This window comes from Bifidobacterium leontopitheci (genome assembly GCF_009193355.1).
Lineage (GTDB): Bacteria > Actinomycetota > Actinomycetes > Actinomycetales > Bifidobacteriaceae > Bifidobacterium > Bifidobacterium leontopitheci.
Map to the genome: position 1 here is coordinate 1 of NZ_WBVT01000018.1, position 13,555 is coordinate 13,555.

Sequence of the window (13,555 nt, forward strand, 5' to 3'; positions counted from 1 at the left end):
ACATGGCTTGTGTCCTCGCTTCCAATCGCGGTTTTCTATGTTTGGCGACTGAAAATCGTACACAGGACACGGGCCATGTTCTCAACCCAAGCCAGAACCAAAGTGCGCAAAACTTCGGGCGTTATCTTTTCTCGGGTGCGTCACCGTGCAAGGGCAAGCAGAGTGACGGTCTTCTGACGGGAACCGAGCTGGCCGTCACCTTCGGGCTGTCCTGGACCTTGGCCCCCTCGGTGGAGGGGGCTGGCTGAGCGTAGCGAAGACTGGGGGAGCGCCACCCGCGCCCAGCACGTCGTCACCCGCGCCCAATCATCACTCATCCACGGCATCGGCGTTGCCGCCACTGCCGGAACCCTCACCCGAGCCGGAACCCGACCCGTCGCCGGAACCGGAACCCTCACCTGACGACCCGTTCCCGGAGCTGCCGTTGTCGCCGCTGCCGCTCGACGATCCGTTCCCGCTTGTCCCCTCGGAACCGGAGCCGGAGCCGTTACCCGACCCTGACCCATCGTTTGAGCCGCTGCCGGAACCCGACCCGTTGCCGTCGCCGCTGCCGGAACCGGACGAGTTGCCGCTTGTCTCGCCGTCCTTCGACTGCGACCCGTCGGTCTTCTGCGGCGTCTGCTGCGCCTGACCCTGCGACGTCCACGACGTCTTGCCCAGACCCCACGTGCCGTCCGGGCCGCCGACCGTGCCGCTGTCCGTCACGTCCGGGAACTTCTCGTCCGGCACATTCGCCAGAGCCGTCTGCATGTACCTCGTGAACAGCACCGCCGGATAGCCCATGCCCTTGTAGTAGCCGTTGATGGTCGGCACCTCAAGCGCCTCACCGTTCGGCCCCTGGTTCCACATGGCGAACATGGTGAGCGTCGACGGCGTGAAGCCGATGAAGCTCACCGCCTTGTTGTCGTTCGCCGTACCCGACTTGCCGGCCATGGTCTTGCCGATCACGTTCGCCGCCGAACCGGTACCGAACTGGATCGTGCCCTCCATCGCCTTGACCACGAGCCCCGTGTCGTTCGCGTCGAACACGCGCTCCGTGGCGGACGGCGTCTTGTACAGCTCCTGGCCGCTGCTGCTCTTCACGCTCGCCACGATGTGCAGCGTCGGCTTCTTGCCCTGGTTGGCGATCGTGGAGATGCCGCGCGCCATGTCCATCATGCTCAGACCGGAGTTGCCGAGCGTCACGTACGCGTCGTTCGCGATCTTGCCGGTCACGCCAGCGGTCTGTGCGGTCTTGATGATCGTCGGTCCGCCGAGATGCTGCTGCAGGTCCATGTACACGGTGTTCACCGAGTTGGCGGTCGCCTGATACAGGTTGATGTAGCCGTAGCTCGCGTTGCCGGAGTTCGACATCGGCGTGCTCAGGCCGGGGAAGTCACGCGGCGAATTGCCGTTGAACACGGTGTCGAGGCTCACTCCCGCCTGCACGGTGGTCAGCAGCGTGAACGGCTTCATGGTCGAGCCGACCTCGTACGTGGCGTCGGTCACATTGTTGAGCTGCTTGGTGAGGAAGTCCTCGCCCGCGTACAGCGAGATGATCGAGCCGTCCTTCACGTTGACCGACAGGCCGCCCGTCTGCACGCCGTCGGGGATGCCCGTGTTGCCTTTCGTGGGGCTGGCGGTCTGGTACATGAGGTCCTGCTTGGACTTGTCGATCGTGGTGATGATCGTGTAGCCGCCGGTATCGAGGTCGTCCTGCGTGAACGCCTTCGAATTGATGAGCTCGCGGCGCACCATCTGCAGCAGGTAGCCGTTCGGACCCTGATAGATGTTCTGCAGCTTGGTGGTGACGGTCTTCGGCATGGTGGCCTTGCTCGCCTGCGCGGCGGTGATGTAGCCGTCCTCCTTCATGATGTTGATGACGCGCTTGAACCGTGACGTCGCCTGCGTGGGGTTGATGGCAGGGTCCCAGTTGCTGGGGGAGGGGATGATGCCGGCGAGCATGGCCGCCTCGTCGACGCTCAGATCCTTCGCGTCCTTGCCGAAGTACGCCTGCGCGGCCGCCTGGATGCCGTACGCGCTGCGGCCAAGATAAATGGTGTTGAGATAGTTGCACAGGACGGAGTCCTTGCTCTGCGACTGCGCGATCTTGACGGCGAGGATGGCTTCCTTCAGCTTGCCCATGTACGTGGTGGTTTCGCCCAAGTAGTAGCGTTCGGCATACTGCTGGGTGATGGTCGAGCCGCCCTGGCGCGTGCCTTTCGTCACGTTGTTGACGAGCGCGCGGGCGATGCCTTTGAGGTCGATGCCGCGGTCCTGGTAGAACGTGCGGTTCTCGGAGGCGACGACCGCCTGGCCGACGTACTTGGGCAGTGTCGAGCAGTCGATGATCTCGCGGTTCTGCTCGGCGAACGTGCCGATCTTGGTTTTGCCGTCGGAGTAGTAGATGCTGGTCTTTTCGGCCAGTGCGATGGACTCCGGCTGGGGGATCTCGATGGTGATATAGAGGTATGCGAACGCGCCGATGCCGAGCGCGAGACCGAGGCCGATGATGCCGAGCATCCACTTGAGCAGCAGATGCTTCTTGCGGCCCTTCGCCTTGGGGCCCTTGGAGCCGGGAGCGCGGTGGCTGCCGCCGCCGCGGTGCGCGCCTTCGGGGGCGCGGGTGGAGCGCAGCGGTTGCGAGGCGGCGTACGAGGATGCTGATGTGCGGCGGCGGCTGGGTGCGGCGGTGTATGCGTCGGCCGTGCTGCTGCTTCGGCGGCGGCCGCTTGCGGCGCGACGCGGCGGCAGTGGGACGCTGCTTGCCGCCGCGCCTGTGCCGGTGCGGCCTGACGTCATGCTTCTGCCCGTGTGTGCGTTGCGCTTGTGTGAAACCATGCTTCTACCGTAGCCCCTGATGTGTTGATGTGACCGGTAACGGCGGGTGATATGCACCCATTTGCCCCGGTTTTTTACATTCCATGCCGCTTGCGGCGTCCCCCGACCCTATCAGAGGGTGTGTAAGTAGGGGGTGGGGTGGTTCCCGGCTCCGTCCCCGTTCACGATTTGCGCGGCCCTGCAAATCGTGAACGCCAAACCGCACATAATCTCACATAGGTGTGATGCGGAATGGCGGGATTCTGCGCTTCCCCATGTTCACTCGCACATCCGCACCGTTCGTGATTTGCGGAGGTTCGCAAATCATGAACGGTGAACGGCCGAACCGGGCCAGCTTTGCGCCGCCATCTAGCCCCGGATCGGTACACAACCGCATGTAACCGCTTGCAAGGGCTCATGTCCCAATCCGCCGTGGGACGCGACCCTAAAATCGCCCGATTTCCCCTCGCGTCCCATTCACCCCTGGGACGCGAGCCCCAAACCTCTCCATTTCACCCTCGCGTCCCACGAAATACGCCCTTTTCGCCGGTTTTCAGCCCATCCCGCACCCCGTCCCGTGGGACGCGGCGCAATAATCCCCCAAAATCGCCCCGCGTCCCACGCTCAATCGCGACAGCTGATCAGGCCGAATGCCCATTGCCGGCTTTCTGCAGTTTTTCCAGCGTATCCACTGTGCTCATTGCATAGTTCATATTGATGACCACTGCTGGTTTCCTGTTCCGGTTCTCTACCCACACGGCATGAGGATGAATTGTGCCGTGGGCTTCCCGTGAGTTGCTTATAGGCAATCCATCATTCTTCTGTAGCCGGGTTTCCCTCTCCCACATATGAAGCGCGGCGATCTTCTGAAAATCATCCAGCGTCCACTCTGATGGAATATCAGTGCTGGAAAGAGCGTGATTAAGGGGCTCTTCCAAATCAGTCGGCTTGATTTTTGAAGTGCACATACGGCCATCTGCTCTATTCTCTCCTGCCGTATGATTATATTCTTTTGCAAGTTCTGACGGCATTTGTGAAGCGGCAATAATAAGCTCATCATTTCTTGAGGATGGCAATACATAAGCCATAAACAGGGCGAGATGCTTCCATGGCTTGCTGCTGTTTGCCGCAACCTTTGATATGCGTCCATTCTGATTCCAATCATTCAGCATTATTCTGAGATCGTGACTGCTGAGCTCATGAAGGTCAAGACTCTTCTGAATACACTGGTCAATCATTGCAGGTATGGATGCGATGAGATCCCCTTGGAGGTCAAATGCGTCCAGAGTGTTGGCTGAATCATTGACTACCAAGCGTGGATTGTTTTTCAGCTCCGATTCGAGATGAAGAAGCTGTATGAGAGCAGGCCAAATTGTATCAATCGTTGCGGCATTTATGGAGTCTTTCAAATGTCTTGCATAGGTCAGCATGGTCTTGGCGTCAGCATGCTCTATCAATGCAGAGATAACCATGTCAATGTGCTTACGTATCACAAGCCCAGTGTCTTCATACGCATTTGCTGCGATATTTGGGTAATTGACGCGATAAGCGTCCAATAGTTTCTGAACGTATTCCTGATTGTAAATCGGGTTCTGTCGAATGTACCAGCGCAGACTGTCATGAGGCACCATGCGGAGGAACTCGTTCTTGTCGATATGAGATAAATCATGATCGGATGATTTTTGCTCCCATGTATCATATAGCCAGTGACGAATTTCGCTTCGTGTTGGAACATCTCCTAGGCTTGGCGCGAGAGTGAAATATGTGTCGAAGTGTTGCGGAAATCTGATGCGGCGGCTTTCTGGGTTTTCTGATTCTTCATTGGAGTCCGGGTCCGTTGTGCGCAGACCTTTGGGGAATAGCAGATGTATCAGTGAGGATTCAGCGCTAGTTCTGTAGTCGTTCGTAGACTCTCCGTACATGGCATAGTACTTTGCCAGTGTCTTGTCGATATTCGTGTAGCTGGTGGATCCGTCATCGCCCGTCAGCGTCAGTTTGTTCCTCTGGATCCACTGTGCTAATAGCGGGTGGAAGGTTTCAATAGCGGTGATGGCGAATAGATCAATGGAGTTGGTTTCGTCTCCCATTACGGCACTATATAATGCATACGCATTTTGTAGTCGGTTTGCGTCCCGTCTGTTGGTGATATATGTGCTCAATGTTTGCTCATGTAGCTCACATTCACTGATGCTTGGGAAACCATTGTGGTCGATATCATCCCAGTAAATGTCGTCTAGAGAACGAGTTGCAGCTTTCACTGGCACCGCCGGCATGGTGATGGGCATCTGGACGATTTTGTCGAGATAATCCGAGCCAGAGAATCGTGACGCCTGCGCCAACGCCTTGGTCACAATCCGACGGTCATAAATCGGGATATATACTGTGCGTGGCAAATCGCCTACGGCTTTGAGCGATTTGAAGATATTGATGATGCTCTGGTCATCCAGCCGATCGATTTCGTCGATGAACACGTACATGCGGAACTGGTTGCTCTCGAGCTTCAGTTGTTTCACTAGCTCGTCATGTGCTTGCGGTAATGCCAGCGGATGGTCTGGATCACTTTTCAGCAGTTTGCGTATCTTATTGAAGCCGTCAACGCTGGCTCCAATGGCAGCGGCAATGGCTTTGACCGCTGGATCCGGACTTACTGTTGCTGCTATGCGGCTGGCGGCAGATGTTATGTCGGCTATCTTGCCGGTAGTTTTCTCCGCGTTCTCGCGCTTGTTCTCTTGGGCATATTTCAATTCGGATTGCTTGCCCTTCATAGTCTCGGCGATAGTTGCGAATAGCATCTCCGTTACATTCTCAGTGCTCGAGAACATCCATGGGTTGAAATCCACGATTACCGGATACGGCATTCCGTGATTGCTGCTCCAGTCGTTGCCCAACTGCTCGATAACCATGTTTTTGAGCGAGGTTTTGCCGCAGCCCCAGGGGCCTTCCAAGCCGAAAACCATGCTGCTGAGTTCCGGGACGTTGTGCTCAAGCAGGTTCGCTACGCCTTTGACTAGCTTGTCGCGGCCGAAATGGTCGAGGTCGCTGAGTTTGTGCGTGCCGATTGGCGAACTTTGCTTGCTGATCGGCTGGTCATCTGCCAGCATAATCGGCTGCTCGGATGCTGTCTCATTGGCCATGGTTGCCCCCATTCTGCTTGGTTGCTAAGCATAGCGCAGTTTGGATGCCGTCGGTGGAAGGGAAACGGCTTGGTTTGCGCGGTATTCCGTATTCTTAGGTGGCCATCGAAGCTGGGTGGACAATTGCGCCGCTGAAAACGGCGGAATACCGGTGGCGATGGCGCTGGCATAGGGGGGTGTTGCGTGCTCGGCACCTTAAGAATACGGAATAGTGTTCGAGATTGGCGGAAGCGGGTGGCGCTCCCCCAGTCTTCGCTTCGCTCAGACAGCCCCCTCCACCGAGGGGGCCGAGGGCGGGACAGTCGGCTTCGCCGACAGCACCCTCCGCCGAGGGGGCGAGGGGCGAGACGCCTGCTCCATATCACGCCGCCGTCTGAGTCACCTTCCGCCGAGAGGGCCGAGGGGTGGGATGGTCGGTTTCGCTTAGCCGGCTTCCGCCGAGGGCGGGGTAGTTGGCTTTGGCGGCAGACACTCAGCCGAGAAGGAAGCGACGGCGGGATGTGGGGGTTGATTCCGTGGGATGCCGAATGCTGAAGCCTATTTTGTCAAGAATGTTTACCTAAATGCGGGGCAAACCCACGTCAACCTTGCGTAAAACCGCTGATTTCCGGCCAAGACACTAGGAAATACACGACTTGATTCTTTTAGTAAACAATGTATATATTAATAGGAACCGGCAGAGCTGCTGGCGGCTATAGGAGAAAAGATTCATATATGAAACAACGAAGCATCACTTCGCGTCTGATGCCATGGGTGGCATCGGCCGCGACGGCCGGCATGTTGCTGGTCGGACTGCCCGCTGCGGCCAATGCGGCCGACAGCGCAACGACGCCGACCCCGGGAACGTCGGCGTCGACCACGACTTCGGTCGCACCGTCCGCTGACACCACATTGCAGTCGTGGGGCAGCGAAAAAACCCAGTCCATGGCCGGGAAGCCGTATGTCGGCGCACTCCAGGCAGCCAACAAGGGCGTGTTCGGCGAGCAGTTTGAGTCCTCTGACACGGCTGACGGCACTGATGCCAAGACCGGCCTGCTGTCGTTCGACCTGAGCGACTACGACTCGGCTCCCGACTCGGCCACGTTTGAGATGACGTATCTCGGTTATCGTCCGAACACCACGTTTGGCGATGACGTCACCGACACCATCAAGGTGACGCCCGTCGACATCACGAACTGCACCGGCGACGCCTCCTCGTGCGCTCCGGCGACGGCCACGTGGGCGCAGAAGCCGAAGTTCTCCATCACCGATACCTCGTGGGTTGCCGAGTCCGCTCCGTTCAAGCTGAACACCGGCATTTACTACTCCGGCGATTCCATCACCGTCGATCCGAACAAGACCGCCAAGGTCACCGTCGACGTGACCGCCATGGTCCGCCAGCAGTTCGCGAACGGCAATAAGGTCATCACCCTTGCGGTCGGCGAGACGCAGCAGAAGGAAGTCCGCTTCGCCTCCACCGAGGGCGCCTCCTCGATGTCCGGCGCCACCGCCGACATGGCCCCGAAACTGACCATCACTACCAGCCCGAAGGACACCGTCAAGGCCTCCGCCGACACCACCCTCCAGGCGTGGATGAGCGAGAAGACGCAGAAGAACAACACCAAGCCGTATGTCGGCGCACTTCAGCCCAACGACGCCAGCTGTGGCGCCGACGGCTGCGGCGACTTCGGCGAGAAGTTCAAGTCCTCTGACACGAATAACACCACCGACGGCAAGATGGGCCTCATGACGTTCGACCTCTCCGAGTACACCAGCGCTCCGGAGCACTCGACCCTCGCCCTCACCTACCTCGGCTACGTGACCAAGGCGGCTGCTTCGACCAACGAGACCGTCAAGGTCACCGCCGTCGACGACACGCAGTGCACCGGCACCGAGGCCTGCGACACCGACAACGCCACGTGGGCCAACCGCCCGGACTTCACGGTCGGCGCCGACGCCAAGGTGGCGGCCTCCCACAAGTTCGACTACGGCACTACGACCTATTCGGATCAGATGACCGTCGACCCGGCGAAGACCCAGAAGGTCATCTTCGACGTGACTGACATCGTTAAGGAGCAGTTCGCGGCCGGCAAGAAGAAGATTACCTTCGCCCTCGGCGAGACCCAGAAGTCCGACGTGCGTTTCGCCAGCAAGGAAGGCGCGGCCGGCGGCGTCACCGGCGCCACCGCCGACATGGTCCCCACCCTGTCCGTCACCAAGAAGCCGAAGGCGTACACGCTCGCCATCACCAAGCTGCCCAAGGTCAAGTACGAGCTCAACGAGACGTACGACGGCACCGGCCTCGAGGTCTCCGCGACCAGCACCGCCGACGGCACCACCAAGGTGCTGGACGCCAGCGAGTACACGGTCGACTCCTCCGCGTTCGACGGCGGCAACATCGGCGCTTATCCTATTACCGTGACCTACAACAAGGATCCCGAGATCACCACCTCGTTCAACACGTACGTCATCGCCAAGGTCGAGGACGGCGGCGACGGCGACACCAGCAAGGACGACTGGCTGTGGTACGAGCAGCCGGCCTCCGGCACCGACGCCAGCATGTCGGCCGGCAGCTGGATGGGCGACGCCGACAACAACCGCTGGCAGCAGACCACGCTGCCGATCGGCAACGGCAAGCTCGGCGGCACCGTCTGGGGCGAGGTCGGCAAGGAGCGCGTCACCTTCAACGAGGAGACACTGCAGTCCGGCGGCCCCGGCTCCACGGCCACCTACAACGGCGGCAACGAGGAGTCCCGCGGCAAGAACGGCGAGACCCTGCGCACGCTCAACAAGCAGCTTGAGAACGGTGCCGAGACCGTCAACCCGGGCAACCTGACCGGCGGCCTCAACGACAACGAGAAGGGCTCCTACCTCAACTGGGGCAACCTCTACCTCGACTACGGCTTCGGTTCCAACGCGACCGTCACCGACTACAAGCGTGACCTGAACCTCAGCAAGGGCAAGGCCGACGTCACGTTCAAGAAGGACGGCGTCACCTACACCCGCGAGTTCTTCGCCTCCAACCCTGACAATGTCATGGTCGCCCGCCTCAAGGCGAGCGAGGCCGGCAAGCTGAACCTCAACGTCAGCCTGCCGTCCAACACCGGCTGGTCGAAGAACGGCGAGACCACGACCGTCAAGGGCGACACCCTGACCGTCAAGGGCGCGCTCGGCAGCAACGGCCTGCTGTACAACGCGAAGGTCAAGGCCGTCATCGACAACGGCGACGGCACCATCTCCACGGGCGCCGACGGCACTTCGCTGAAGATCTCGGACGCGCAGTACGTCACCCTGTACATCGCCGCCGCGACCGACTACAAGCAGGAGTACCCGAAGTACCGCACCGGCGAAACCGCCGCCCAGGTCGACACCCGCGTCGCCAAGGTCGTGCAGGACGCCGCCAACAAGGGCTACACCGAAGTCAAGAAGGCGCACCTCGCCGACCAGGCGAAGTACTACAACCGAGTCAAGCTCGACCTCGGCCAGACCACGCACAGCTCCGAGGGCGCCATCGCCACCGACAAGCTGCTCAAGGCGTACAAGAACGGCAAGGCCACCGACGCGCAGAAGCGCGAGCTGGAGACGCTCGTCTACAACTACGGACGCTACCTGACCATCGCCTCCTCGCGTGAGAACAGCCAGTTGCCCAGCAACCTGCAGGGCATCTGGTCCGTCACCGCGAGCGACAAGGGCCACGGCAGCACCCCGTGGGACGCCGACTTCCACATGAACGTCAACCTCCAGATGAACTACTGGCCCACCTACTCCTCGGATCTCGGGGAGCTGGCCGAGCCGCTCATCAAGTACGTGGAGGGCCTCGTCAAGCCCGGCCGCGTGACCGCCAAGGTCTACGCGGGCGCCGAGACGGCCGACGCGAACACGCCGATCGGCGAGGGTGAGGGCTTCATGGCCCACACCGAGAACACCGCCTACGGCTGGACCGCCCCCGGCTACACGTTCTCGTGGGGCTGGTCGCCGGCCGCCGTGCCGTGGATTCTGCAGAACGTGTACGAGGCGTACGAGTACTCGGGCGACGCGAAGCTGCTTGACCGCGTGTACGCGCTGCTCAAGGAGGAGTCGCACTTCTACGTCAACTACATGCTGCACAAGGCCGGTTCCAGCTCCGGCAACCGCCTGACCACCGGTGTGGCCTACTCCCCGGAGCACGGCCCGGTCGGCACCGACGGCAACACGTACGAGAACTCGCTCGTGTGGCAGATGCTCAACGACGCCATCGAGGCGGCCGAAGCCAAGGGCGACCCGGACAACCTGGTGGGCGACACCACCGACTGCTCCACCGACAACTGGGCCAAGGACGATTCCGGCGCGTTCACCAACGCGAACGCCAACCGTTCGTGGTCCTGCGCGAAGAGCCTGCTCAAGCCGATCGAGGTCGGCAAGTCCGGCCAGATCAAGGAATGGTACTTCGAGGGCGAGCTCGGCAAGAAGGCCGACGGCTCCGCCATTCCGAGCTATGATCTGCACCACCGCCACCTGTCCCACATGCTCGGCCTGTTCCCCGGCGACCTCATCACCGTGGACAACTCGCAGTACATGGACGCGGCGAAGTACTCCCTGACCCAGCGCGGCGACGACGCGACCGGTTGGGGCGTGGGCCAGCGCATCAACTCGTGGGCGCGCACCGGCGACGGCAACCACGCCTACAAGCTGATCGAGCTGCAGCTCAAGGGCGCGATGTACGCGAACCTGTTCGACGCGCATCCGCCATTCCAGATCGACGGCAACTTCGGCAACACCTCCGGTGTCAACGAGATGCTCGTCCAGTCCAACTCCACGTTCACCGCGACGGACGGCAAGACGTACGCGAACTACACGAACATCCTGCCCGCCCTGCCTGACGCCTGGTCCTCCGGCTCCATCAAGGGCCTGGTCGCTCGCGGCAACTTCGGCGTGGACGTGACGTGGGCGAACGGCGCGGCCACCGAGGTCAAGCTCACCTCCAACAACGGCAAGCAGGCGGCCGTGAAGATCACCGCCGGCGACGCCGCGAACTACGAGGTCAAGGACGCCGACGGCAACGCGGTCGCATCCAAGACCGTGAAGAACGAGGCCGGCGCCTCGCTGCTCGTGTTCGACACCGCCAAGGGCGCGACTTACACGATCACCAAGAAGACCGTCGTCAACGTGCCCGTCACCGGCGTGACCGTCACCGGCGCCGACACCGCGACCGCCGGCGACACCGTCACCCTGACCGCGACCGTCGCCCCGGACAACGCCACCGACAAGTCTGTCACGTGGAAGTCCTCCGACGAGTCCGTCGCGACTGTGGACGGCAACGGCGTCGTCACCACGAAGAAGGCCGGCACCGTGACCATCACGGCCACCTCCAACGCCGACGCGACCAAGTCCGGCTCGCACACGATCACCGTCACCGCGCGCACGGTCCCGGTCGAGTCCGTCACCGTCAAGGGTGACGCGGCGATGACCGTGGGCGGCGAGCAGACGCTGACGGCGACCGTCACGCCGGAGAACGCGACCGATAAGACGGTCACGTGGTCGACGTCCGACGCCGCCGTGGCGACCGTCGACGGCAGCGGTGTCGTGACCGCCGTCGCGCCCGGCACGGTGACCATCACCGCGACCGCCGGCGGCAAGTCCGGCTCGCTGACGATCACGGTTTCCGACAAGGCGCCGGAGACCGTTCCGGTCCAGTCCGTCACCGTGACCGGCGACAAGACGATGACCGTGGGCGGCGAGCAGACGCTCACCGCGACCGTCACGCCGGCCGACGCGACCGACAAGACCGTCACGTGGAAGTCCTCGGACGTCTCCGTGGCCACCGTGAACGCCGACGGCAAGGTCGTCGCCAACAAGGCCGGTACGGTGACCATCACCGCGACCGCCAACGACGGCTCCGGCAAGTCCGGCTCGATCGACATCACCGTGAACGACAAGGAGCAGCCCGAGCCCGAGCCGACGCCGGTCACCAAGGTCGTCGTCACCAGCGAGGGCGGCATCACCACCGTCACCGAGGGCAACGACCTGCAGTTGACCGCGACCGTCTCGCCGGCCGATGCGACCGACAAGACGGTCACGTGGAAGTCCTCGGACGAGTCCGTGGCCACGGTCGACGCCAACGGCAAGCTGACCGCCAAGAAGGCCGGTACGGTGACCATCACCGCGACCGCCAACGACGGTTCCGGCGTGTCCGGCTCGATCGTCATCACCGTCAAGGCCAAGGACAACGAGAAGCCGACGCCGAAGCCGAACTACAAGAACGGCGAGACGGATCTCTCCACGGTCGAGGCCGGCAAGGCCACGACCATCAGCGAACCGAAGGCCGTGGCCGGCTGGGCGACCCGCTCCATCCTCAAGCAGGGCAAGCTCGGCACGGTGACCATCGGCAAGGACGGCAAGCTCGTCTACACCGCCGGCGCCAAGACCGGCACCGACAGCTTCGTCGTGCGCTACACCATGGCCAACGGCGACATCCTCGACCTCACCTACCCGGTGAAGGTCGTTGAGGCCAAGGGCGGTCTGTCCAAGACCGGCGCCGCGGTCAGCGTCGCGATGGGCGCCGTCGTGCTGCTCGCCGCAGCTGGCGCGGGCGTCATGCTCATGCGCCGCCGCCGCGCCTGAGCGATGCGAACCGCCGTTCGGCCGGCCAGGTCGCTGACCTGCTGACCGAACGGACGTAGGCAACATGGGCAATGGGCCCCTTCCACATTGGAAGGGGCCCATTGCCGTTGTCGGGGGTCGTTATTGCCCGTCGTCATCGCTCGAGCGGGTGAATAGGCCTGATTTGAGGCCTATTCCGGAGTAGACGGGCATCACTGCTGGTATCAGCGGGTAAAACGACATGCTGACTGGCGGAATCAAGCCATTCTTATATACGGGTTTTCGTGGTATATCTGAGGCAATGCCCGCCTACTCCGGAATAGGCGCGTAGCAAAGCCGAATCGTGGTTCCGGAGCGTGCGCTGCCCGGCCCAGAGCCGTTCGCAAGCGGGTTCGTCCCGTCCCCGCCCCCGGTTGCACGCGCCACACAACCGCGCGATACTGGAACCATGAAGATTTCCGCAGATTTCACGGTGATGCCGGACGACTTCGCCAAAGCCGCCGCGCCCGCATACCGTACCGACGGCGTACCCGTCATCTCCTTCCCCTTCTACATCGACTCGGTGAACCCCGACGCGCACTACCTGCACTGGGCGTTCACCGATCCCGACTCGATTCCAGTGTGCGGGTTCGAATGGATCCACTGGACCGTCGCCAACCTGCCCATCGACGCGCTCATGTTCGACTTCAACGACGCGCATGCGCTCGCCATCCCGCCGGACTTCTCCCGGCAGATGCCCGCCATGATCCCCGAAGCCGTGCAGGGCCGCACGTCCGCCGCCAGCAAGCTGGTCAACAGCGGCAACCCGCAGGTCACCATGCGCTACAACGGCCCCCAGCCGCCCGACAAGGACCACGACTACGCGCTGCACGTGTGGGCCACCAAGGAGCCGCTGCCCGGCCTCAACCAGGGGTTCTGGCTCAACGAGCTGTTCCACGCGCTGCGCAACCTCGACGAAACCCCCGACCAAGGTGGTATGTTCATAACCGGAAAGGCGTGAGCGGCCGCTTTGACCGAATGCCCCGCAGTCGGTCATCCACCAACGGACCCAACAAACGCAACGG

5 protein-coding genes are annotated in these 13,555 nt (G+C 61.7%); 3 read left to right on the plus strand and 2 right to left on the minus strand.

The window, feature by feature from the left end:
- The coding region (locus F7D09_RS11425) for a hypothetical protein (RefSeq protein ID WP_226836034.1) at positions 1 to 248 on the plus strand (248 nt) is incomplete at its 5' end.
- A gap of 61 nt (positions 249 to 309) precedes the next feature.
- Here the strand turns inward: F7D09_RS11425 and F7D09_RS06545 are convergent.
- The gene (locus F7D09_RS06545; protein ID WP_152234608.1) at positions 310 to 2,820 is read right to left on the minus strand and encodes a transglycosylase domain-containing protein; all 2,511 of its coding nucleotides are present in this window, start codon (positions 2,818 to 2,820) and stop codon (positions 310 to 312) included.
- Between the two features lie 620 nt (positions 2,821 to 3,440).
- Positions 3,441 to 5,933 (minus strand): KAP family P-loop NTPase fold protein, encoded by a 2,493-nt coding sequence (locus tag F7D09_RS06550; protein ID WP_193312367.1) that lies wholly within the window; start codon positions 5,931 to 5,933, stop codon positions 3,441 to 3,443.
- 714 nt (positions 5,934 to 6,647) lie between these two features.
- On the opposite strand from F7D09_RS06550, the gene F7D09_RS06555 reads away from it, so the two are divergent.
- Positions 6,648 to 12,512 (plus strand): glycosyl hydrolase family 95 catalytic domain-containing protein, encoded by a 5,865-nt coding sequence (locus tag F7D09_RS06555; RefSeq protein ID WP_152234610.1) that lies wholly within the window; start codon positions 6,648 to 6,650, stop codon positions 12,510 to 12,512.
- Positions 12,513 to 12,939: 427 nt separating this feature from the next.
- A complete protein-coding gene (locus F7D09_RS06560) occupies positions 12,940 to 13,491 on the plus strand; it encodes a YbhB/YbcL family Raf kinase inhibitor-like protein (RefSeq protein WP_152234611.1) in 552 nt (183 codons plus the stop codon).
- Positions 13,492 to 13,555: the final 64 nt, after the last annotated feature.